15 protein-coding genes and 3 pseudogenes are annotated in these 23,524 nt (G+C 72.1%); 12 read left to right on the top strand and 6 right to left on the bottom strand.

The genetic code is table 11. The annotated features are described in order from the left end of the window. Positions 1 to 265: 265 nt before the first annotated feature. Genes iolC through Q4V64_RS47840 form a run of 5 tightly spaced genes read left to right on the top strand, consistent with a single transcriptional unit; the run spans position 266 to position 5,802 of the window. On the top strand, positions 266 to 1,288 hold the full coding sequence (gene iolC / locus Q4V64_RS47860) for a 5-dehydro-2-deoxygluconokinase (protein WP_124437506.1): 1,023 nt from the start codon (positions 266 to 268) through the stop codon (positions 1,286 to 1,288). Positions 1,289 to 1,300: 12 nt separating this feature from the next. Beyond that, a complete protein-coding gene (locus Q4V64_RS47855; RefSeq protein WP_124437507.1) occupies positions 1,301 to 2,179 on the top strand; it encodes a deoxyribose-phosphate aldolase in 879 nt (292 codons plus the stop codon). A gap of 14 nt (positions 2,180 to 2,193) precedes the next feature. Next, positions 2,194 to 3,072: a 5-deoxy-glucuronate isomerase gene (gene iolB, locus Q4V64_RS47850; protein WP_124437508.1), complete on the top strand. Its 879-nt coding sequence runs from the start codon at positions 2,194 to 2,196 to the stop codon at positions 3,070 to 3,072. Positions 3,073 to 3,080: 8 nt separating this feature from the next. After that, a complete protein-coding gene (gene iolD, locus Q4V64_RS47845) occupies positions 3,081 to 4,967 on the top strand; it encodes a 3D-(3,5/4)-trihydroxycyclohexane-1,2-dione acylhydrolase (decyclizing) (RefSeq protein ID WP_124437509.1) in 1,887 nt (628 codons plus the stop codon). Positions 4,968 to 5,016: 49 nt separating this feature from the next. Next, positions 5,017 to 5,802 (top strand): GntR family transcriptional regulator, encoded by a 786-nt coding sequence (locus Q4V64_RS47840; protein ID WP_124437510.1) that lies wholly within the window; start codon positions 5,017 to 5,019, stop codon positions 5,800 to 5,802. Here the strand turns inward: Q4V64_RS47840 and Q4V64_RS47835 are convergent. From Q4V64_RS47835 to Q4V64_RS47815, 4 genes and pseudogenes are all read right to left on the bottom strand, one after another. Then, positions 5,792 to 6,595, bottom strand: a complete 804-nt coding sequence (locus tag Q4V64_RS47835; RefSeq protein ID WP_124437511.1) for a DUF427 domain-containing protein — start codon at positions 6,593 to 6,595, stop codon at positions 5,792 to 5,794. The two genes, Q4V64_RS47840 and Q4V64_RS47835, sit on opposite strands and share 11 nt — an antisense overlap. A 59-nt stretch (positions 6,596 to 6,654) precedes the next feature. Continuing rightward, a pseudogene (locus Q4V64_RS55805) lies at positions 6,655 to 7,678 on the bottom strand (aldo/keto reductase). A 79-nt stretch (positions 7,679 to 7,757) separates the two neighbouring features. After that, positions 7,758 to 8,426 carry an NUDIX domain-containing protein gene (locus tag Q4V64_RS47820; RefSeq protein WP_124437512.1) on the bottom strand — a complete coding sequence of 223 codons (669 nt, stop codon included), beginning with the start codon at positions 8,424 to 8,426 and terminating at the stop codon, positions 7,758 to 7,760. A 64-nt stretch (positions 8,427 to 8,490) separates the two neighbouring features. Further along, complete coding sequence (locus Q4V64_RS47815) at positions 8,491 to 9,510, bottom strand: sigma-70 family RNA polymerase sigma factor (protein ID WP_124437513.1); 1,020 nt, start codon at positions 9,508 to 9,510, stop codon at positions 8,491 to 8,493. Between the two features lie 199 nt (positions 9,511 to 9,709). On the opposite strand from Q4V64_RS47815, the pseudogene Q4V64_RS47810 reads away from it, so the two are divergent. From Q4V64_RS47810 to Q4V64_RS47800, 3 genes and pseudogenes are all read left to right on the top strand, one after another. Beyond that, positions 9,710 to 9,832, top strand: a pseudogene (locus Q4V64_RS47810) (NAD(P)-dependent dehydrogenase); the annotation flags it as partial. Positions 9,833 to 9,959: 127 nt separating this feature from the next. Continuing rightward, a complete protein-coding gene (locus tag Q4V64_RS47805; RefSeq protein ID WP_124437514.1) occupies positions 9,960 to 11,156 on the top strand; it encodes a polysaccharide pyruvyl transferase family protein in 1,197 nt (398 codons plus the stop codon). An 82-nt stretch (positions 11,157 to 11,238) separates the two neighbouring features. Continuing rightward, entirely contained in the window at positions 11,239 to 12,678 is a 1,440-nt protein-coding gene (locus tag Q4V64_RS47800; protein ID WP_124437515.1) for an FAD-dependent oxidoreductase, read from the top strand. A gap of 28 nt (positions 12,679 to 12,706) precedes the next feature. On the opposite strand, the pseudogene Q4V64_RS55800 reads toward Q4V64_RS47800, so the two are convergent. Together Q4V64_RS55800 and Q4V64_RS47790 are read right to left on the bottom strand one after the other, a co-directional pair. Continuing rightward, positions 12,707 to 12,972: pseudogene (locus tag Q4V64_RS55800) on the bottom strand (hypothetical protein); the annotation flags it as partial. Next, positions 12,945 to 13,733 carry an IclR family transcriptional regulator gene (locus Q4V64_RS47790; RefSeq protein WP_124437516.1) on the bottom strand — a complete coding sequence of 263 codons (789 nt, stop codon included), beginning with the start codon at positions 13,731 to 13,733 and terminating at the stop codon, positions 12,945 to 12,947. The pseudogene Q4V64_RS55800 and the gene Q4V64_RS47790, both read right to left, overlap by 28 nt. Positions 13,734 to 13,861: 128 nt before the next feature. Here Q4V64_RS47790 and Q4V64_RS47785 point away from each other — a divergent pair, with 128 nt between their 5' ends. The 4 genes from Q4V64_RS47785 (at position 13,862) to Q4V64_RS47770 (ending at position 23,457) form a co-directional block, all read left to right on the top strand. Beyond that, positions 13,862 to 14,758: an AraC family transcriptional regulator gene (locus Q4V64_RS47785; protein ID WP_124437517.1), complete on the top strand. Its 897-nt coding sequence runs from the start codon at positions 13,862 to 13,864 to the stop codon at positions 14,756 to 14,758. 422 nt (positions 14,759 to 15,180) lie between these two features. Beyond that, on the top strand, positions 15,181 to 15,447 hold the full coding sequence (locus Q4V64_RS47780; RefSeq protein ID WP_124437518.1) for an acyl carrier protein: 267 nt from the start codon (positions 15,181 to 15,183) through the stop codon (positions 15,445 to 15,447). Next, positions 15,431 to 16,288, top strand: a complete 858-nt coding sequence (locus Q4V64_RS47775; RefSeq protein ID WP_124437519.1) for a thioesterase domain-containing protein — start codon at positions 15,431 to 15,433, stop codon at positions 16,286 to 16,288. Before Q4V64_RS47780 ends, Q4V64_RS47775 begins: the two co-directional genes overlap by 17 nt. Before the next feature lie 98 nt (positions 16,289 to 16,386). Then, positions 16,387 to 23,457 carry a type I polyketide synthase gene (locus Q4V64_RS47770; protein ID WP_303714693.1) on the top strand — a complete coding sequence of 2,357 codons (7,071 nt, stop codon included), beginning with the start codon at positions 16,387 to 16,389 and terminating at the stop codon, positions 23,455 to 23,457. Positions 23,458 to 23,524 lie beyond the last annotated feature (67 nt).

Here is a 23,524-nt window from a genome sequence, read left to right as displayed (position 1 = left end):
GTCGGGAAAGGGGGCGGGGATCACGGGGATCCGGGGGCCCGGGAGCTTAAGCGGGCCGGGTCTTGTGCCGCAAACGCGACTGTTGTGCGTTGGGACGGGATCCAATCCCTTGCCGCGCCCGCTGTCAATACTTTGTTAAGACATCATTTCACAAGCAGGTCCGAATGTAAGTACAAACTATTGACACGGTCGCCCTCCGCGCCCTACACCTGGGAGGCGGCAGGCCCTGGGGCCCGCACCCAGCCCGGATCGAGGAGCGTCGCGCATGGCCGAGTCAGTCCAGCACTTCGACTTGATCAGTATGGGCCGGATCGGAGTTGATCTCTACCCGCTGCAGTCCGACGTGCCCTTGGCGCGCGTGGAGTCCTTCGGGAAGTTTCTCGGGGGCTCGGCCGCGAACGTGGCGGTCGCCGCCGCCCGGCTCGGCCGCTCCACGGCCGTCATCACCCGTACCGGCGCCGACCCCTTCGGCGCCTACCTGCACGAAACCCTCACGGAGTTCGGCGTCGACAACCGCTGGGTGACACCAGTGGACGCCTACCCGACCCCGGTGACGTTCTGCGAGATCTTCCCTCCGGACGACTTCCCGCTGTACTTCTACCGCCGCCCCAAAGCGCCCGACCTGGAGATACACACCGACGAGCTGGACTACTTCGCCATCCGCGCGGCCCGGATCTTCTGGATCACCGGCACCGGTCTGAGCGAGGAGCCGAGCCGGTCCGCCACACTCGCCGCCCTCAAGGCACGCGACAAGTCGGGCATCACGGTCTTCGATCTCGACTGGCGCCCGGCGCTGTGGAGCAACGCGGCCTGGAAGGACCCCGAGGAGGCCCGGCCCTACTACGCCGAGGCCCTGCGCCACACGACCGTGGCGGTCGGCAACCTCGACGAGTGCGAGGTCGCCACCGGCGTCCGCGAACCGCGCGCCTGCGCCGAGGCGCTGCTGGCGGCGGGTGTGGAACTGGCCGTGGTGAAGCAGGGGCCGAAGGGGGTACTCGCCGTGCGCCGCGACGGCACCGCCGCCGAAGTACCGCCGGTGCCGGTCGAGGTGGTGAACGGCCTCGGCGCGGGCGACGCGTTCGGCGGAGCGCTGTGCCACGGCCTGCTCTCCGGCTGGGAGTTGGACCGGACGGTGCGGTACGCGAACGCTGCCGGTGCCCTCGTCGCCTCGCGTCTCGCCTGCTCCTCCGCGATGCCGACCGGGTCCGAGGTGGAGGACCTCCTCGCGGGCGCCCCGCAAACGCGGGCCGCGGAGCCGAGCGCCCCGGCGCCGAGCACGACTGCCTGAACGGAGTTTGTCTTGAGCATCAGCATCCCCGACCTCACCAGGGTCCGGGCCCGGCATCCGGAGGCGATCGCCGAGGCCGCCGCGCGCCGGGTGCGCCGCCCGCTGATCGGCGACAGCGGCCGACTGATGATCGTGGCCGCCGACCATCCGGCGCGCGGCGCCCTGGGCGTCGGCGGCCGGCGGCTCGCCATGGCCGACCGCGCGGACCTGCTGGAACGTCTGTGCGTCGCGCTGTCCCGGCCCGGTGTCGACGGGGTGCTCGCCACCGCCGACATCCTGGAGGACCTGCTGCTGCTCGGAGCGCTGGATGACAAGGTTGTCATGGGATCGATGAACCGCGGCGGCCTGGCGGGCGCCGCGTTCGAGATGGACGACCGCTTCACCGGCCACCGCGCCGAGGACCTCGTCCGGCTCCGCTTCGACGCGGGCAAGCTACTGCTGCGCATCGACTACGACGACCCGGGTTCGCTGGCCACCCTGGAGGCCACCGCCCGCGCCGTCGACGACATGGCCGCACGCCGACTCCCCCTGTTCGTCGAGCCGTTCATCTCCCGCCGGATCGACGGTACGGTCCGCAACGACCTGTCCGCCGAGGCCGTCACCCGTTCCATCGCCATCGCCTCGGGTCTGGGCGGCACCTCCGCCCACACGTGGCTGAAGCTCCCGGTCACCGAGGACCCCGACGACATGGCCGAGGTGCTGTCGGCCTCGACGCTGCCCGCCGTGCTGCTCGGCGGCGAGGTCGGCGACGACCAGCAGGCGGCGTACGAGCGCTGGCGCAAGACCCTCGGGCTGCCCACCGTGCGAGGTCTGGTGGTCGGCCGGTCGCTGCTCTACCCGGCCGAGGGCGATGTGGCCACGGCCGTGGACACCGCCGTAAGCCTGTTGTGACACGGAGGCACACGATGACGTATCACCTTCCCGCGGGAAAGGCGCTCGGCGGCCCGTACGTCGTGGACGTCACGCCCGAGAAGGCCGGCTGGGGCCACTCCAGCCTGCGGATCCTGGAACTGCCGCCGGGCGGCTCGCACACCTTCGACACCGGCGACAGCGAGTGGATCGTCCTCCCGCTCACCGGCGGCTGCACGGTGGCGAGCACCGACGACTTCGGCCACTCGGCCTTCGAACTGATCGGCCGCGACAGCGTGTTCGGCGCCGTCAGCGACTTCGCGTACGCGCCGCGCGACGCCCGTACGACCGTCCTGGCCCCCGAGGGCGGACGCTTCGCGCTGACCGGCGCCCGCTGCACCCGCCGGCTGCCGGCCCGCTACGGACCGGCTTCGTCGGTGCCGGTGGAACTGCGCGGGACCGGGAACTGCTCCCGGCAGGTCAACAACTTCGGTGCCGCGGGATCGTTCGAGTGCGACAAGCTCATCGCGGTCGAGGTGCTCACCCCGGCCGGCAACTGGTCGTCCTTCCCGCCGCACAAGCACGACGAGCACCGCCCCGGCGAGGAGTCCGTCCTCGAGGAGATCTACTACTTCGAGATCGACGGCCCGAACGGTTTCGGCTATCAGCGCGTCTCCCCGTCCGGACAGGGCCGGGGTACCGACGTCCTGGCCGAGGTGCACGGCGGCGACGTCGTGCTGATCCCCGACGGCTGGCACGGGCCCTCCATGGCCGCGCCCGGCCACCACATGTACTACCTGAACGTCATGGCGGGTCCGGAGCCCGAGCGGGCCTGGCTGATCTGCGACCATCCCGATCACGCGTGGATCCGCGACACCTGGCCCGAGCAGCCCGTCGACCCCCGTCTGCCCCTCTACACCGCCCCTTCCCAGTGAGGTCCCCGATGAGCCACCCGACCACCATCCGCCTGACCGTCGCCCAGGCACTGGTGCGGTTCCTGTCCGCCCAGTACACCGAGCGGGACGGCGTACGGCACCGGCTGATCGCCGGCACCTGGGGCATCTTCGGCCACGGCAACGTGGCGGGCGTCGGCCAGGCGCTCATCGAGGCAGGCATCGGGGAGGACGCCACGATGCCGTACCACCAGGGCCGCAACGAGCAGGCGATGGTGCACGCGGCGGTGGGGTACGCCCGCCAGCTCAACCGCCTGTCCGCGCAGGCGGTCACCACCTCGATCGGCCCGGGTGCCACCAACCTGGTCACCGGCGCGGCCCTCGCGACGATCAACCGGCTGCCGGTCCTCCTGCTGCCCGGCGACTACTTCGCCACCCGACCCGCCGACCCGCTGCTCCAGCAGCTGGAGCACCCGACCGAGGCCGATGTGTCGGTCAACGACACCCTGCGCCCGGTGTCCAGATACTTCGACCGTGTCACCCGCCCCGAGGCGCTCATCCCGTCCGCGCTGAACGCCATGCGCGTCCTCGCCGACCCCGCCGAGACCGGCGCCGTCACCCTCGCGCTGCCGCAGGACGTGCAGGCGGAGGCCTTCGACTGGCCCGAGGAGTTCTTCGCCGAGCGGGTGTGGCGCGTACGGCGTCCCGCGCCCGACCCGGTGGAGCTGGCCGAGGCCGTCCGCGTGATCCGGGCCGCCGCACGCCCGCTGATCGTCGCGGGCGGCGGAGTGCACCACAGCGAGGCCGAGCAGGCCCTGAAGGCGCTGGTGGACGCCACCGGCATCCCGGTCGCCGCCACCCAGGCGGGCAAGGGTTCGCTGCGCCACGACCACCCGGCCGACCTCGGCGGCATCGGCCACACCGGCACGGCGGCGAGCGACGACCTCGCCCGGGGCGCGGACCTGATCATCGGGGTCGGGACGCGGTACACCGACTTCACGACCGCCTCCGGCACCCTCTTCCAGAACCCGGACGTCCGCTTCCTGAACCTCAACGTCACCGCCTTCGACGCCCACAAGCTGGCGGCCCGCACCTTGGTCTGCGACGCCAGGGCGGGCCTTGAGGCCCTCGCCACGGCCCTCGAAGGCCACCGTGTGGACCCCGCGTACGCGTCCGAGTACCGCGCCGGCAAGGAGCGCTGGGAGCAGGTCGTCGAGACCGTCTACCGCGCGGACGACGACAGCGCCGTCCCGACCCAGACCCAGCTGCTCGGCGCGCTGGACGCGGTCGTGGGTGAGGACGACGTGGTGATCAACGCGGCCGGCTCGCTCCCCGGCGACCTGCACAAGCTGTGGCGGGCCCGCGGTCCGCGCCAGTACCACCTGGAGTACGGCTACTCCTGCATGGGCTACGAGATCCCGGCCGCGATCGGCGTCCAGCAGGCCGCGCCCGGCACGCCCGTGTGGGCGCTGGTCGGCGACGGCACGTACCTGATGATGCCGACGGAGATCGTCACGGCCGTCCAGGAGGGCCTGCCGGTCAACATGGTCCTGATCCAGAACCACGGCTACGCCTCCATCGGCGGTCTGTCCGAGACGGTCGGCGGCGAGCGCTTCGGCACCGCCTACCGCCACCGGGCCGCCGACGGCACGTTCACCGGCGCCCCGCTCCCGGTCGACCTCGCCGCCAACGCGGCCAGCCTCGGCATGGACGTGCTGCGTGCCAAGACCGTGCGGGAGCTGCGCGAGGCGCTGGCCGCGGCCCGTGCCTCGGACCGGCCGACCTGTGTGTACGTCGAGACCGATCCGACGCCGACCGCTCCCCCGGCCGAAGCCTGGTGGGACGTGCCGGTGGCCGAGGTGGCCTCACGCGAGGCCGCGTCGAGCGCCCGGGAGACGTACGAACGCGAGGCCGCCACCCGGCGCCGCCACCTGTGACGCCCCCACGTCCGCAGCCCGCCCCCGACCCATTGAGGGAGGTACGTCCATGGCGAAGACCGGCAACCACTCGCGTTCCGTGACCGCCCCCGCGCTCAGCTCTCTGGACTTCGCCCTGGACCGCGCCAGCCCGGTGCCGCTGTACTACCAGCTCGCCCAGCAGCTGGAGGCGGCGATCGAGCACGGTGTGCTCGCCCCCGGCAACCTCCTGGGCAACGAGATCGACCTGTCCGTACGTCTCGGGCTGTCCCGGCCGACGGTCCGCCAGGCCATCCAGTCCCTGGTCGACAAGGGGCTCCTGGTCCGGCGTCGCGGCGTCGGCACGCAGGTGGTGCACAGTCAGGTCAAGCGCCCGCTGGAGCTCAGCAGTCTGTACGACGACCTGGAGGCGGCCGGGCAGGGACCGGCCACCCGGGTCGTGCGCAACGAGGTCGTCCCGGCGACCGCCGACGTCGCGGCCGCCCTCGGGGTCGCGGAGGGCAGCGAGGTCACGGTCCTGGAGCGGCTGCGCTCCACGCACGGCCAGCCCGTGGCCTTCCTCTGCAACCACCTGCCCGCGACCCTGCTCGACCTCGACACCGCGCGACTGGAGTCGACCGGCCTGTACCGGATGCTGCGCTCCGCCGGCATCACCCTGCACAGCGCCCGCCAGACCATCGGCGCCCGCGGCGCCGCCACCGAGGAGGCGGACCTCCTCGACGAGCCGGCGGGTGCGGCGCTGCTGACCATGCAGCGCACGGCGTACGACGACACGGGACGGCCGGTGGAGTACGGGACGCACATCTACCGCGCGGCCCGCTACACCTTCGACTTCCAGCTGCTGGTCAGGCCTTGAGGCTCGCGGTGAACGGCGTGACCGGCCGCTCCACGCGTACGCCGTCCACGATGATGTCCACGGCCTCGTTGTAGAAGGCCAGCAGCCCCTTCACGGCGGCCACCGGGGCCAGCGGGTCCGGGTAGCTCCAGACGATGTTCCGGGGTACGTCCGCCCCGCCCCGCCAGTTCCAGTACTGGGCCCTGCCCTTGTAGGGGCAGCCCGTGCGGTGGTCGGTGGACTCGAACAGGTCGAGGCGGACGTCCTCGCGGGGGATGTAGTACCGCGTCGGCAGGCCGGTCTCGAAGAGCAGCACCGGCCGGCGGGTGTCCGCGACGACCGTGCCGGCGACCTCGACCCTCACGTGGCGGCTGCTGGGCAGCGCGTCGACCCGTTTGTGCGGGTCGCGCGGGTGGATGAAGATCTCTTCCTCCTCCTCGTACCAGCGGTCGAGGCCGGTGTCCCGGCGCCGGAACCACTCGAAGGCGATGTGGTCGGCCAGGTCGGCGGCGGGGAACGTCCAGGCCGCGTTCTCCCGCAGCTCCCCGTCCACTTCGAGGTCGTGGAAGATCTGCGATCCGGTGTGGGTGCCGGTCGGGGGGTTCTTGGCCGGGCGGAGGAGGTCCGTGCGGACCTCGCCGCTCGGGAAGGCGTACTGCGGGACGGGCAGGTCCGGCTCCCAGACGAGGACGGGGTGCCGGCTGTCGACGACGGCGACCTCGCCCTTGTACCCGCGCACCCAGCGTTCGCTGGGCTCCCACAGCAGGCCTTCGGGCGTGCTCCGGACGGATCGCCCGGTGGGCAAAGTGGTCATGGATCCACTCTCCTTCGGTTCCGTCTGGAGCGTACTGCGGCGGTGTACGACCGGCGCGTTCAGTGTGCCCCGTCGAGCCGGGCCCGCTGCTCCGCGGTCAGCTCCAGGTCCACCGCCGCCAGGTTCTCCTCCAGTTGCGCCACCGACGAGGCTCCGGCCAGCGGGACGACCGGCAGTTCGCCGCCGATCTGCCAGGCCAGGACGACCTGGTTGACGGTCGCGCCGGTCTCGCGCGCCACCTCGCGCAGGGCCGCGAGGCGGGGCGGGGTGCCCGGGTGGTCGTAGTCCGGTGGGAGCGGCTTGTCGTCGCGTACGTAGGCGCCGGTCAGCAGGGGTGAGTAGGCGACCAGGGTCAGGGTGGGCTCTTCGCGCAGGTAGCCGAGGAGATCGGGGCCGGCGTGGCCGAGGCTGCCGTCCGGGAAGAGGTCGCTCGGCACGTCGATACGTGGCCGCAGGTAGCTGTGCTGGTACTGGAGTACCTCATAGCCCGGCAGCCCCGCGGCGGACGCGAGGGCGCGGGCCCGCTCCACCCGCCAGACGGCGTGGTTGCTGACGCCGAGCAGACCGACGGTGCCCTCGGCGACGAGTTCGGCGAAGCCCTCGACGGTCTCGCGCAGGGGGACGGTGTGGTCCTCGATGTGCGCGTACAGCAGGTCCAGCTTGTCGACCCCGAGCCTCCCCCACGCTCGGCTACGCTCGCGCGGGCGGTACCCCCATCCGGCTGCGTTCGGCGGACTCGCGGATCACCTTCGCGGACAGGCCCTCCGGGTTGTCGACGTAGCTGGTGCCGGGGGCGAGGGGGCGGGCGCCGAGCTTGGTGGCGATGACGATCTCGTCGCGGATGCCGCGGCTCCTGCGCCAGCGTCCGAGGAGTTCCTCGCTCTGCCCGCCCTGGCCGCCGTCGATCCAGAAGGCGTAGTTGTCGGACGTGTCGATGAAGTTCCCGCCGGCCTCGACGTACCGGTCGAGTACGGCGAAGGAGGTCTCCTCGTCCGTCCGGGAGCCGAACAGCATCGCGCCGAGGGCGAGCACGCTCACCTCGCGGCGGTTGTTCGGGTCACTGCCGATCGTGCGGTACTTCATGATGCTCCTTCCATGCGTGCCCACGCTCGGGGCACGCACGGGAGTCTTCATGCTGAAGTGCACTTCAAGTCAAGGGACTTCACGTCCCGCGGGCGAACGGCCCCTCCAGGGCCGCCCATTGCAGCAGCATGATGGTCTTCGCGTCGGCGATCTCCCCGGTGCGGATCATCTCCAGGGCGCGGCGGAAGGGCAGTTCGAGGATCTCGATGTCCTCGCCCTCCTCGTCCAGGCCGCCCCCTTCGTGGGTGTGGGTCGAGGGGCCGTAGGCGGCGGCGTAGAAGCTGACGCGTTCGGTGACCGAGCCTGGGCTCATGTAGACGTCGAAGACGTGCCGGACCTCGCCGATGGTGTGCCCGGTCTCCTCGACGACCTCGCGCCGTACCGCGATCTCCGGGTGCTCGTCCTCGTCGTCGAGCACGCCGCCCGGTGTCTCGATCAGCATCCCGTCGGGGTGTCCGTTGACGTACACCGGGAAGCGGAACTGGCGGGTGAGCAGCACGGTTTCGCGTTCGGCGTCGTACAGCAGCATGGTGGCCCCGTTGCCGCGGTCGTGGGTCTCGCGCTGCTGGGTGCTCCAGGTGCCGTCGGCGTGCTGGAGGTCGAAGGTGGTGGCGCGCTCGACGTACCAGTGGCTGGACAGGAGTTCCACGTCCCGGACCTTGACCCGGGGGTTTCGTGTCAGGTCCAGGCCGGTGCGGTCGAGTCCGGTGCGGCCGCGGCTGTCCGGGGTGTCGATGCCGGCGGTCATCGGGCACCTGCCAGGGTGATGAGCGAGTTGGTCATATGCCTGCTTCTACCATCCCACCGAGGTGTCAGCTCGCCCACTCCACCAGACGCTCCCCGATCCCGGACGCCCGGAGCCGGGTGAGGGACTCCTTCTCCAGCTGGCGTACCCGCTCCCGGGTCAGACCGACCTGCTGCGCCACCTCCTGGAGGGTGCGCGAACGGCCGTCGTGCAGGCCGTAGCGGAGGCTGAGGATCATGGCCTCGCGGGGTGGCAGGGTGCCGACGGCCTGCCTCAACTCCTCGGCGAGCGCGCGGTATTCGGCGACCTCCGGGGCCTGGAGCACCTCCGTGTCGGGGATGAGGTCCCCCACGACCGTCTCACCGGTGTCGTCCACGGGGGTGTCCAGGCTGACCGCATGCCGTCCGACGCGACGCAGCCAGATGACCTTCTCGACGGCGAAGCCGCTGTCCTCGGCGACCTCTTCGGCGGTGGGCTCGCGGTCCAGGGTCAGTTGCAGGCGCCGTTCGACCTTGGCGAGCTTCTGCAGGCGTTCCACCACGTGCATGGGCAGCCGCACGGACCGCGCGTGCGCCGCGAGGCCGCGCTCGATGGCCTGCCGGATCCACCACGTGGCGTACGTGGAGAACTTGAACCCCTTGGTGTGGTCGAACTTCTCCACGGCCCGGATCAGGCCCAGATTGCCCTCCTGGATGACGTCGAGGAGAGGCAGTCCGCGATGGGCGTGCCGCTTGGCCATCGCGACCACGAGCCGCAGGTTGGCCCGGACCATGTGGTCCTTGGCCGCCAGGCCGTCCCGGGCCGTCTCCTCCAGCTCGCGGCGGCGTCGTGGCGACAGCGTCCGCTCGCCGGCGTCGGCCTCCTCCAGCTCCGTCAGGGCGTGCACGCCGGCCTCCAGGCGCTGGGCGAGGCGGACCTCGTCCTCGGCGGTCAGCAGGGGCGTGGCCGCGATCTGCGCCAGGTACTGGCCGAGCAGGTCGGGCTCCTCGTCGGGCTCGGGGATCCGGCTGCGCAGCCGCGCGGTGCGGGCGGGAGCGCGGCGGTCCTCCTGGGGGGCCGCCTCACGGGTCCGTGCCTGGGGAGACATGTTCGTGTTCCTCCGTCCCCCGTCCTCTTCTTCCTTCTCCTTCTTTCTTCTGCCTCTTTCTTCTTTCTTCTGCTCTTCTTCTTCCTTCTGCGCCGAAGCCTCGTACCCGGAACCACGGGTACCCGGGGGCTCGACGAACGAACCGTGCGCCCCGTGGGCCGCGCACACGGTGGGACCGCGACGCAGAGGGAGCAGAGCCGTGACCGCACCACAGCACCCCGCCGAACGCCACCCGCGCCCCGAGTTCCCGGCCCAGGACCAGCCGCATCCCGGCTGGACCGGGCCCATGGACCCGCCCCCGGACCATGGGGAGGCGTCCTTCATCACCGCGGAGATCGTCAACGCGAGGGGCGGGACGCCGCTTCCCTGACGTATCGCCCTGAATTGCGAATGATCGTTCGACAAGGGTCTACTGAGGGATGAGACCCCCACATGACGGGAGCTCACGGATGACATCTGCCCCACCGCATCCGCCCCCCGCCGGGCCGCATCCGCGCATCGGCGTGCTCGGTTCGTACGGCGGCTTCAATATCGGCGACGAGTCGATCCTGACCTCCGTCCTCGGCTGTCTGCGCGCCCAGCGCCCGCAGGCCCGGCTGGTCGTTCTCAGCCGCGACGCCGCGCACACCCGCGCCCACGTCCGCGAGGCCGACGAGGTGGTCGACTGGGAGGGCGTCAGCCGCAACCGGGTGCATGACACGCTGGCCTCCCTGGACGTGCTCGTGCTGGGCGGCGGCGGCATCCTCTACGACGGCGAGGCGCGCCGCTACCTGCGACTGGTGCGCGCCGCGCAGGAACGCGGCGTCCGCACCTTCGCCTATGCCGTCGGCGCCGGCCCGCTGGGGGAGCCGGAGGACCGGGAGACAGTGCGCACGGTGCTGGCGGAGATGGACGACGTCGTGGTCCGGGACGAGGAATCCCGGCTCGTCCTGGAGGAGGTCGGGGTCGAGCGCGAGATCACGGTCACCGCCGATCCGGCGCTGCTGCTGGAGCCGGAGCCGTTCACCGACCGGATGATGCGCAACGAGGGCGTGCCCGCCCACGGCCGGCTGGTGGGCATGTCGGTGCGGGAGCCGGGCCGGGCGGCCGAGAAGCTGGACGAGGGCGACTACCACGCGCTGCTCGCCGACGTCGCGGACTTCCTCGTCCGCCGCCTCGACGCGCACGTGGTGTTCCTGCCCATGGAACGCCACGACGTGCGGCACGCCCACGCCGTGCTGTCCCACATGAGCGCACCCGACCGGGGACGGATCCTGCACGGCGCCTACAGCCCGGGACAGCTCCTCGGTTTCATGCGCCACCTGGATCTCGCCGTCGGCATGCGTCTGCACTTCGTGATCTTCGCGGCGCTGTCCGGCCTGCCGGTCCTGCCGCTGCCCTACTCCGGCAAGGTCTTCGACTTCGCCCGCCGCATCGGCGCTCCCGCCCTGGTGGGGGTGGCGCGGGAGCAGGCCGGGCTGCTGCTGGCCGAGGTGGACCGGCTCTGGGACGAGTATCCGCAGCGCCGCGCGGACCTGCGGTCCCGGGTGCGCGAGCTGTGCGGGCTCGCCGGGGAGACCTGCGCCCGGTGCGGAGCCCTCCTCGACGAGATCGGAGGCAGCCCCGACCCGGACACCGTGTCGGAGGTCCGCCGGCTCAGCGCGTAAGACCCGGGGCGTGTGCAGCCCACAGCGCGTGAAGCCCACACAGAAGAGGCTTGGAGACGAAGCCTTCGGGAGACGAACAAGGATGCCGATCCTCGAAAAACCCCGAGAGACCAGTACAGTCACGCTGCCCCCGCGGGCCGCCCGGTACGGCGGCCGCACCGACGTCCTCGTGGTCGGCGGCGGCCCCGCCGGATGCGCCGCGGCGGTCGCCGCGGCCGACGCCGGCGCCGAGGTCGTCCTCGTCGAGCGTTACGGCTTCCTCGGCGGCAACGCCACCGTCGCCCTGGTGATGCCGCTGATGTCGTTCCACAACGAGCACCGGCAGGCCGCGTTCACCGAGTCCGGCGAGGACACCCGGCTGCTGCCCACCGACCACGGCGAGGGCGAGCCGGTGGTCGCCGGCGTGCTGTGGCGGCTGCTGGACCGGCTCACGGAACGCGGTGGCTGCGTACCGCCCTCGCTGGAGACCGGCTACACGGTGCCGTTCGACCCGGAGGTCTTCAAGCTGGTCCTGCTCGACCTGCTGGACGAGGCGGGGGTACGGATGCTGTGCCATGCCTTCGCCTCCGACGCGCTGCCGCTCGACGACGGCTGGCGGGTGGTGTTCGAGACCAAGTCCGGTCCGGTGGTGATCGACGCCGACGTGGTGGTGGACGGCACGGGGGACGGCGATGTCGCCGCCGCGTGCGGGGCGCCGTACGAGATCGGCCGGCCGGAGGACGGGCTGGTGCAGCCGATGACGCTGATGTTCCGCGTCGCGGACTTCTCCCAGCCGCGGTTCGCCGAGTACGTGCGGGCGCACCCCGACCAGTGGCGCGGCGTGCACGGCCTGTGGGATCTCGTACGCGAGGCGACGGCGGACGGCGAGCTCAAGCTGCCGCGCGAGGACGTGCTGTTCTTCGGCACCCCGCATCCGCGTGAACTCAGCGTGAACAGCACGCGGGTTACCAGGGTGCTCGGCACGGACGTCTGGGACCTCACCCGCGCCGAGTACACGGCCCGCCGCCAGCTGGCGCAGATCGACCACTTCCTGCGCACGCACGTACCGGGGTTCGAGGAGGCGTACGTCGTGCAGAGCGGCAGCCACATCGGCGTACGCGAATCCCGTCGCGTGCTCGGCGACTACCGGCTGACCGGGCACGACATCCTGGCCGCGAGCGCCTTCCCGGACGTGATCGCGCACGGCGCCTACCCGGTCGACATCCACAACCCGCGCGGCAGCGGCACCGTCCTCAAGCGGGTGCCGGCGGGCCGCTTCTACGACATCCCGCTGCGCTGTCTGCTGCCCCGCGGGACCGAGCGGCTGCTGGTGGCCGGCCGCTGCATCTCGGGCACGCACGTGGCGCACTCCTCCTACCGGGTCATGCCCATCGCCATGGCGACCGGCCAGGCGGCAGGCGCGTGCGCGGCCCTGGCCGTGCGCCTGGGCCGCGCCCCGCGGGAGCTACCGCACGCCCTCGTCCAGCAGGAGCTGCTCCGGCAGGGCGCGCGCCTGCGTGCCGGTGTACCGGCGGCGGGCTGACGGCGGTCCCACCCGGTAGATGGTCCCGGCCGGACCGAGGGGCCGAGCGGACGTGGTGGGCCGGTGCCGCGTGCGAGACACCCGCCCGGCGGGCTGAGCGGCGTGGGGGCGGGATGACCTTCCCCGGAACAGCTAGGTTCCGCGGACTCCGCCCGGACGGCCGTCGGCGCGGATGACGTCGAGGGCGGCCGCCAGTAAGGAACGGCCGAGCTCTCCGTGGTGGTAAGGGCGTGTCCGTGCGTAGCCGGCGTCCACCGGTCCGCCGGTCACGCGCCGACCTCCGTCAGTCGCCATCCCTCCGTCCGGACGCACCGGGAGACGGCGTCAGCGGCGGCGCGCACCTGCGGCATCAGCCGCGCCGGCAGGGTGACCTCGCCGGGCGCCGCGACGCCCAGGGCCGCGACCACGGCGCCGCGGCTGTCGCGCACGGGGAACGCCACCGCGCCTATTCCGGGGTTCAGGGTGCCGTGGACGCGTGCGCACCCCTCCCTTCTGATCCTGGCGAGGGCGCGCTTGAGCATGCCGGCGTCCGTGATCGTGGCAGGCGTGTAGCCACGCAGTGGACCCGAGCAGACCTCGTCCCGCACGCGCTCGCTCGCGTGGGCGAGCAGGACCAGGCCCAACGAGGTGACGTGCAACGGCAGCCGGCTGCCCGGATCGCCGGTGCGGGGTTCCGGTTGCGCGTCGTGGGGGACGTAGGCCAGGCAGACGCTCTCGACACCGTCACGGATCGCGAGGATCGCCGCGGCCCCCGTCTGCCGGTGCAGTTCGAGCAGGTGCGGCTGCGCGGCCTCGGTCAGCGCGATGCGCGGTGCCAGGACGGCCGTCTGCCACAGGCGCAGCCCGATGCTGTAGCCGCCGTCGGCGGACCGTTCCAGGGCTCCCCAGCCGTGCAGTTTGGTGACGATGCGGTGAGCCGTGGCGACGGGCAGCCCTGCGCGCCGGCTGATGTCGCTCAGCGTCAGCGTGGGACTCTCACGGTCGAAGACGCCGAGGATGCTGAGCGTCCGGTCGACGACGGAGCGCTCCGGAGCGGCGGAGTGCGGAGTGGTCATCCCGTCGGATCCCTTCGATGCGGGGGGCATGGGGTCTCGTGCATGCACCAGAAGCACTCTGGTGACGGGCGGCCACCTCTATGATTGAAGAATCAAGCGGCAACTGAAAGGTTAGTTCCGGAACGCTCATGGTCGATTTCGCATCGTTACCGATCCCCGTCGTCCCCTACAGCCCCACCTGTGGGCGGGACGTCGGTCTGGCGATGGCGACCCTGGGGGAACTGATCGAGCGCGTCTCCCGGGACTTCCTTGCCGCGCCGCACCGGCTCGACTTCCACCAGATCATGCTGGTCACGAAGGGAACCGGCCGTTATTCGGTCGACTCCGGCCCGTTCCCGTGCCGTCCCGGCACGCTGGTGTGGACCCGGCCCAATCAGGTGGTCCAGTCGTTCCCCCGGCCCCACATGGACGCCGAGATCATCATGTTCACCGAGGCGTTTCCCCTGCGGATGAGCGCCCGCACGGGAATGCTGGACGATGTGCTGCGCGCGTCCCACTGGCAGCTCTCCCACCATGAACTGCGCTCGTTCCGAAGAGTCGTCGACCTGCTGCACGTGGAGTTCCAGCGGCCCGACGACGGTCGGGGCGAGGAAGTACTCAAGCATCTGCTGGCCGTGGCTCTCCTGCGCATCGACCAGATGTGCCGTCTGCGCCACAAGGACACCGCGGCCCCCGCCCTCAGCGACAAGAACGACGAGCTCTTCCTTCGCTTCCGCCGCGAACTGGACCGCTCCTTCCACTCCACCCGGCTGGTGGAGGACTATGCCGCCGCGCTGAACTGCAGTCCTCGCGCCCTGTCCCGCGCCTGCCGCGCCGTCGCCGACACCTCCGCCAAGGACCTGATCGACGCCCGGGTCGCGCTGGAGGCCCGCCGGCTGCTCGCCCACACCGACCTGCCCATCAGCGCGATCGCCCGTCAGCTGGGATTCTCCGAGGCCACCAACTTCGGCAAGTTCTTCACACGCCGCGTCAGCATGTCACCCGGTGCGTTCCGGCAGTCGGAAAAGGCACGCAAGCAGCCGTAAGGCGACCAGACAGCACGGAGCCGGTGAGGTCACCTCACCGGCTCCGTGACGTTTTCTCCACAAAGGTCAAGGCCTGTCAACACCAGGACAAGGCCCGTCAAGACTAGGTCAAGGCCTGTCAACGCAATTTTCTTTCCACTCTGCGGAAGAGCGGTTGTCCAGGATTACTCCACGTGGCAAGACTGTGACCCGCGTGCTTCGGGCGGCCACTCCGAAGGCACGACAGTTGTTCGGGCGCCACGCCCGGCGCCGATGACCAAGAACGGAATCCGGCTCACTCCCACCCTCTTCGCCCCGCCTGACTCCCCGTGCGATGTCGCACGTCAGCCGGGACAGACCGTCGCCGAGATGTCCGCCGCCCGCCTGCCCGGGCCTGGCTGCGACGGTCTGCGCACACCCTCCCCAAGGAAGGACGACGCACCATGCCCAAAGTGACCACTCGTGAGGCCGAGGACTGGCTGATCGAAAAGATCGCCCACCGCCTGGGCGTGGCGACCACAGAGGTCTCGCGCGAGGTGTACTTCGACGAGCTGGACCTGGACTCGACCGAAGCGCTCATCCTCGCGGGCGAGTTGGAGAACTGGCTCGGCTTCGAGCTGAGCACGACGACCCTCTGGTACCACCCGACGGTCAAGGACCTGGCGGCCTACCTGGCCGAGGAGAGCGATCGACGTGCGGCCGCCGCGTGACGCACGGCCGCCGGTGGCCCAGCCGTTCCGGACAGCGGCGCCCGGCCGGCGGACCGTGTACCTCGTCCACCCCGGCGCGCTCCCGGCCCAGGTCCACCGGGGTCTGGCCGACGCGCTGCCGGAGGGCGACGGACTGACCGTGCTGGATCTGGCATCGGTCCCCGAGTACGCGGAGGCGGCGCTGACCGGGGGCAGGGCGGCGACGACCGTCGAGGCCCTGGCCGACCGGCTGCTCACCGCGATGGGGCCGGTCACAGGCCCGTACACCCTCGCCGGTTGGTCCTTCGGCGGAGTACTGGCGCTCGCGATGAGCCACAAGACACCCGCCGTGCGGTGTCCCGAGCGCCTGGTGCTCCTCGACAGCATCGCGCCCACCGAGGAGTACCAGCAGCCCGATGACGCCCTCGAACCCGATCTGCTCCTCGGCTGGTTCGCCATGTACCTGGGGGCCAAGCGGGGTCGCCCGATCGGACTGGCCCCCGGCCGGCTCGCCGGGCGCGGGGTCGACGACGGCCTCACCGTCGTACTCGACACGGCGGTCGCGGCCGGGGCCCTGCACCCGGACACCCCGCTGCCGGGGCTGCGCAAGCTCTACGACACGTACGTGGACGGGCTGCTGCGCAACAACCGCCTGACGGCCCCGCACCGGCCCGGCCCCGCACCACTGCCCCTGGTGCTGGTCACGGCCGAGCGGAGCCTGATCCCCGACGACCCCACGCTCGGCTGGCGGCCGCTCGCCCCACAGGGCCTGACCCTGCACAGATGCCCCGGTGACCACTACACGATGCTCAGCCGCCCCGACTCCCTCGGAGTGATCGCCCCGTTGCTCAACGCGGCCTGAACGGCCGTTGCCCACTCCCCCCTGCGCGTCACCCGAAGGGCCCCCGAACCGACCCGGGCCGAAACCAGGCCCCGCCGTCCGAACAAGAGAGCCTCGCCGTGAACGCTTCGTCCCCGTCCGACCTCGACCGCCGGCTCGCCCGAGACCCCATCGCCATCGTCGGGCTGTCCGCCCTCTACCCCAAGTCGCGTGATCTGCGCGAGTTCTGGGCGAACGTGGTCTCCGCCGCCGACTGCATCGAGGACGTCCCGGCCACCCACTGGGACGTGTCGGAGCACTACGACTCCGACCCCGCCGCTCCCGACAAGACGTACTCCAAGCGCGGCGGTTTCATCCCCACCGTCCCCTTCAACCCGCTCGAGTTCGGGCTGCCCCCGAACACCCTCGAAGTCACCGACGTCCTGCAGCTGCTGAGCCTCGTCGTGGCCCGCGACCTGCTGAAGGACGCCGGTGCCGACCAGGACTGGTACGACCCCTCCCGCACCGGCGTGGTCCTCGGTGTGACCGGCGCCAACCAGCTCACCCAGCCGCTGACCGCCCGCCTGCAGACCCCTGTCCTGAAGGAGGTCGTGCGTTCCTGCGGCCTCACGCAGCGGGACGCCGAGGAGATCGCGGAGAAGTTCAAGCTGGCCTTCGCGCCCTGGGAGGAGAACTCCTTCCCGGGCATGCTGGGCAACGTCGTCGCCGGCCGCATCGCCAACCGCCTCGACCTCGGCGGCACCAACATGACCATCGACGCGGCCTGCGCCAGTTCGCTGGGCGCGGTGAAGTCGGCGGTCAGCGATCTGCTGGAGGGGCGCTCCGACACGATGCTGGTGGGCGGCTGCGACGCCGAGAACACCATCTTCATGTACATGTGCTTCAGCAAGACGCCCGCGTTCTCCAAGACCGGCCGCATCCGCCCCTTCGACGAGAGTGCCGACGGCACCCTCATCGGTGAGGGCATCGGCATGCTGGCGCTGCGCCGGCTCTCCGACGCCGAGCGGGACGGCAACCGGATCTACGCGGTGCTGCGCGGCATCGGCTCCTCCAGCGACGGCCGGTTCAAGTCCATCTACGCCCCGCGCAAGGAGGGGCAGATGACGGCCCTGCGCCGCGCGTACGAGGACGCCGACGTCTCCCCCGACTCGATCGAGCTGTTCGAGGCGCACGGCACCGGCACGGCGGTCGGCGAGGCGACCGAGCTGTCGGCGCTGACGGAGGTGGTGTCGGAGTACTCGAAGGAGCGGCAGTTCGCCGCGGTCGGCAGCGTGAAGTCGCAGATCGGCCACACCAAGGCGGCCGCGGGCGCGGCCGGCATGATCAAACTGGCGCTGGCCCTGCACCACAAGGTGCTGCCGCCCACCATCAACGTGGAGCGGCCGAACCCGGCGATCGACTGGGCCGAGAGCCCGTTCTACGTCAGCGCACAGGCCCGCCCGTGGATCCGCGACCCGCACCGGCCCGAACGGCGCGCGGCCGTCTCGTCGTTCGGCTTCGGCGGCACCAACTTCCATGTGGTGCTTCAGGAGCACGGCGACGGGGACGATCTGCGGGTCATGTCTCCTGTGAGCCAGGTATATGTATGGCATGAACCTGACATGAACGGCCTGGTGCGGGCGCTGGAAAGCGGCGCGGAGCCGCGCACCGAGCCCGCTCCGGCCGGCCATCCCCGGCTCGCTCTCGTCGCCCGCTCCGACGCCGAGCTCGCCGAGCTGCGCGCCCTCGCCGTGACCGAACTGCGCGCGAAGCCCGCCGAGGAGGCCTGGTCCCACCCCAAGGGCGTCTACTTCCGCCGCTCGGCCGCCCCCACCGGCAAGGTGGGCGCGCTCTTCGCGGGCCAGGGCAGCCAGTACGTCGAGCCCGGCCGGACCGCGGTGCTCGCGCTGCCTCCCCTGCGGGCGGCCTTCGACCGGGCGAACGCGGCTTTCGCGGACCACGAACTCCCCCTGTCCCGCGTCGCGTTCCCGCCGCCCGCCTTCGACGAGGACACGCGCGCGGCGTACGAGACCGAGCTGCGCCGCACCGAGTACGCCCAGCCCGCGATCGGCGCCCTGGCGGCCGGCCACTTCCGGTACCTGAGCGAACTGGGCTTCGCCGCCGACGGTTTCCTCGGGCACAGCTTCGGTGAGCTGGCCGCCCTGTGGGCCGCCGGCGCGATCGACGACGACACGTACGTCGCTCTGGCCCGGGCGAGGGGTGCCGCCATGGCACCGCCCGCCGACCCGGACTTCGACGCCGGGGCGATGGCCGCGGTCACCGCTTCCGCGGAGCAGGTCGAGCGCCTGCTCGCCGAGCACCCCGAGCTGACGGTCTGCAACCGCAACGCCCCCGACCAGGTCGTGCTCGGCGGGGCCACCGACGCCGTGGAGCGGCTGGTCCGGGCGGCGGACGCGGCCGGCGTACGGGCGGTGCGGCTGCCGGTCTCGGCGGCGTTCCACACGCCGTTCGTGGCCCACGCGGTGGAGGCGTTCGGGCGGCGCGTGGCCGACGCGGAGATCCGCGAGCCGCGGCAGCCGGTGTACGCCAACTCGCCCGGTGCCTCGTACGGTTCGGACGTCGACGCCAACCGGCGGACCCTGGTCGACCAGCTCGTCAAGCCGGTGCAGTTCGCCGAGCGGGTCGAGGAGATGTACGCGGCGGGCTTCCGCACGTTCGTGGAGTTCGGGCCGAAGGGCGTGCTGACCCAGCTGGTGCGCCGCATCCTCGGCGACCGCGAGCACTTCGCCGTGCAGCTCGACCCGGGCCCCAAGGGTGACGCCGAGCTCTCGCTGAAGCGTGCGGTGGCCCAACTCGCGGTGCTGGGCCTGCCGTTGACCACCGAGGACCGTTACGTGGCCGCGCCGCCGGTCACCGAGCCGGTCAAGGGCATGACCGTACCGCTGAACGGCATCAACCACGTGCCGGAGGCACGTGAGGCGGCGTACCGCGAGGCGCTGGAGAACGGCTACCGGGTGGCTCGGCCGGAGGCCGCCGAGGCGGTACCCGCAGTGGCCGAGACCGCAGTCGCAAAGACCGCGGTGGCCGAGACCGCTCCGGCGGTGGCCGCCGGCGCGCCCGCGGCCGAGGTGTCGCCCGCGCCGACGGCGGCAGCCTCGTCCGCGCCGGTCCCGGTGACCGCCGCGACCGCTGTCGCCGTGCGGCCCGCCGTACCGGAGGTGGTGCCCGCGGCGCCGCCCGTTACCGAAGACGTCCTGGAGAGCGAACTCGTGGAAGAAGAACGCCAGCCGACACCCGCCCCCGGCAACGACCGGCTGTCCGAGGTGATCGCCGATCACCTGGCCCTGCACGACGACTACCTCAACGGTCAACTGGCGGGCGCGCAGCGCCTGATGGGGATCCTCGAGCGGGCCGACGAGCAGGGCCGTGTCCATGAGGTGTTCCCCGGCGTGGCCACCGTCAAGGAGCACGGCCTTGCCATCGGCCGCACGCATCTGCGGGCCAACGAGATCCTGCGGGACCTGGCGGCCATGGAGCTGGGCACGTCGGCGCCGACGGCACCGTCCACGCCGGTGGCTCCCACCGAGCCGGTGACTCCGGCCGCGCCGGCGGCTCCCGCGTCGCCCGTGGCCCCGGCTGCTCCGGCCGTGCCGCCCGCTCCGCCCGCTTTGACTGCTTTGACCGCGCCGGCAGTCCCGCCCGCTCCGGCGGTTCCGGCCGTCGAGCCGCCCGCTCCGGCCCGCCCGGAGGAGACCGCGGCCGGGATGCCCCCGGCCGGTCCCGCGCCGGACGAATCTGCCGCCCCCGCCCCCGAGCCGCCGCCGTCGTCCGGGGCATCTGCCGCCGACGTGGAGGGCGCGCTGCTCGCGGTCGTCTCGGAAAAGACCGGCTACCCGGCGGAAATGCTCGACCTCGGCATGGACCTGGAGGCGGACTTGGGTATCGACTCCATCAAGCGCGTCGAAATCATGGGCGTCCTCCAGGAACGCTTCCCCAGCCCCACCCCCGTCGGCCCCGAACAACTCGCCGAGCTGCGGACGCTGAGCGAGATCGTCGGCTTCGTCCTGAGTCTCGGCGGGGAGAGCGCCCGTACGCAGGCCTCGGCCACCGCGACGGCGACGCAGACCGCCCCGGTCCAGGTCGTCAACACGGAGGACGTCGCTGCCGCACTGCTCGGCATCGTGTCGGAGAAGACCGGCTACCCGGCCGAGACGCTCGACCTGGGGATGGACGTCGAGGCCGACCTCGGCATCGACTCCATCAAACGCGTCGAAATCATGGGCGTCCTCCAAGAAAACTTCCCCAGCCCCACCCCCGTCGGCCCCGAACAACTCGCCGAACTCCGCACCCTGAACGAGATCGTCGGCTTCGTCCTCGAACTCCGCGAGCCGGGCGCCGCCCCCGCCCCTGCCCCCGCGTCCGACCCAAGCACCACGGCCGCCGCCGAACCCGGCCCGGCGCCGGCAGCCGCGCCCTCCGCCGACGACGTACGCGCCGTCCTCCTCGACGTCGTCGCCACCAAGACCGGCTACCCCGCCGACATGCTCGACCTGGGGATGGACGTCGAGGCCGACCTCGGCATCGACTCCATCAAACGCGTCGAAATCATGGGCGTCCTCCAAGAAAACTTCCCCAGCCCCACCCCCGTCGGCCCCGAACAACTCGCCGAACTGCGCACCCTGAGCGACATCGTCGGCTTCGTCACCGGGCTCTCCGGTGCCGCGTCCGGGGAGCGGCCTGCTCCTGAGGCGACCACCGCCGAGTCGGCCGTCACCGAGCCGACCGCCGCCGAGACGACCGCCATCGGATCTGCCGCCACCGAGCCGGCCCCCGCCGCGGCTCCCGTCACCGCCGCGCTCGGCCGGGGCCAGGCCGCGCTGGTGGACCTGCCCGTGCCGGACCGGCTGGTGGGGGCGTATCCGCAGGGCGCGGCCGCGATCGTCGTCGACGACGGCAGTGCGGTCGCCGAGGCCGCGGCGGGCCGGCTCGTCGCCGCCGGCTGGCAGCTGCGCGTGCTGCGGCTGCCCGGCGTGCCGCAGCGGATCAGCGGCGGCGCGGACGGCGCGCTCTCGAGCTGGGGCGCCAATGAACTCGCCTCGCGCCTCGAGGAGCTGGGCACGGACCGAGTGCACCTCGTCCTCGGCTTCGCCGCCGCGGACTCTCTCGCCTGGGCCGAGGGCGTGCGCAGGCTCGCGCACACCCTGCTGATCGCCAAGCACGTGGTGGGCCCGCTGACGGCCGCCGCGGAAACGGGTGAGCGGGCCGCTTTCGTCACGGTCACCCAGCTGGACGGGGCCTTCGGTCTCGGCGGGGTCGCCGAGGAGGCGGTGCCCGCCGGAGGCGTCGGCGGTCTGCTGAAGACCCTCGCGGTGGAGGCGCCCGAACTCTTCTGCCGGGCCCTGGACCTGACGCCCGCCCTCGGTGCAGGGGAGGCCGCCGATCTGGTGCTGGAGGAGGTGTACGACGCCGCGGCCGGGCCGGTGCAGGTGGGCCGTGACGGCGTCCGCCGGGTCGCGCTGACCCTCGGCGAGGAGCCGGCCGCACCGAGCGCGGACGCCGTACCGCTCACCTCCGACGACCTGCTGGTCGTCACCGGCGGCGGACGCGGCATCACCGCCCGCTGCGCCGAGGCCCTCGCCGCCGCGCACCGTCCGGGGGTGCTGCTCCTGGGCCGTACGGCACTGGGTGAGGAGCCGGAGTGGGCCCGCGGGCTGACCGACCAGGGCGCACTGAAGGCCGCCGCCGTCGACCAGCTGAAGCAGGCGGGCGAGAAGCCGACCCCCAAGCGGGTGGAGCAGCTCTACCAGGCGGTCGTCGGCGAACGCGAGGTGCGGGAGACTCTGGCCGCGATCCGGACTGCGGGCAGCGAGGTCGAGTACCTGGCGGTGGACATCACCGACGCCGCCGCGACCGCCGCGGCCCTGGCGCCGTACCGGGAGCGGATCACCGGTGTGGTGCACGGCGCGGGCGTCCTCGCGGACCAGCTGATCTCCGCGAAGAAGGCGGCCGAGATCGATCGTGTCTTCTCCGTCAAGCTGGGCGGTCTGCGCTCGGTCGTCGCGGCGCTGCCCGCCGATCGGCTGCGGCACGTAGTGCTGTTCTCGTCGGTCGCCGGATTCTTCGGCAACCGCGGCCAGTCGGACTACGCCATGGCCAACGAGGTGCTCAACTCCTGGGCTGCCGCCTGGAAGCGGAGCCACCCGCAGAGCCACGTGACATCCCTCAACTGGGGCGCCTGGGACAGCGGCATGGTGTCGCCGCAGATCAAGGCGGTCTTCAAGGAGCGCGGGATCAGCCTCATCCCCGAGGACACCGGAGTCCGGTTCTTCGCCGAGCAGTTCGCGCCCGAGCGCGGCGGTGACGTGGTCACGGTCCTCGGACCGACCACGCCCCTGTCCGAGCGCGAGCAGGCCGCGCCCGCCTCGCCGGTCGTCCTGGAGCGGGACCTGGCGTCCCTCGTCGGCGAGCCGCTCGTCGCCGACCATGTCATCGGGGACGCGCCCGTGCTGCCCGCCGCAGCGGCCCTGGGCTGGGCGGCGGGCGCCGTCGAGCGGCTGACCGGCGGCGGCGTCGCGGAGATCCGGGACTTCGCGGTCCACAAGGGTGTGATCTTCGACGACTCGCTCGACGGCAGCCGGTTCCAGCTCTCCTTCGACCCGACACCCGACGGCGCCGAGGCCGACGTGGCGATCCGCTCGACCACTGCTGACGGGACGGTCCGTCCGCACTACGCGGCGCGGGTGCTCCTCGGCGGCGGCGCACGGCCGCAGCCGCAGCGCGTGACCGGGCTGCCCGCCCTGGGCGACGGCAGCGACGCGCAGGCCTGCTACTCCGACGGCACCCTCTTCCACGGCGAGTCGCTGCGCGGTCTGCGCCGGGTGCTGCGGGACGACGAGTCGCGCCTGGTGATCGAGTGCGCGCTGCCGGAACACCGGCCCGCGGGCGGTGCGTTCGCGAGCAGCCGGTACGCACCCGGCACCGCCGACCTGCTGCTGCAGGCCGCGCTGGTGTGGATGCGCCGGCACCGCGACACGGCGAGCCTGCCGATGTCGGTGGCGCGGGCCGAGTTGTACGAGGCGCTGCCGGACGGCGAGCCGTTCGTCGTGGTCGTGGAGCCGGTCTCGGCGAACGGTGCGTCCGCCACGGTCGACGTCTCGGCCTGCGCCCCGGACGGCCGCGTGCTGCTCCGGTTCGCGGGGCTGTCCCTCGTGTCCACCCCGCAGCTGGCCGCCAAGTTCGCGAGCCGCTGAGCCGACGGCTGGACTGGCGGGCCCGGCGGGGGCCTCATCGAGGCCCCCGCCGGGCCCCCGGAACCCT

Origin of the sequence: Streptomyces sp. NL15-2K, assembly GCF_030551255.1 — a bacterium.
Classification (GTDB): Bacteria; Actinomycetota; Actinomycetes; order Streptomycetales; family Streptomycetaceae; genus Streptomyces.
This window is presented reverse-complemented; position numbering and strand designations above follow the sequence as displayed.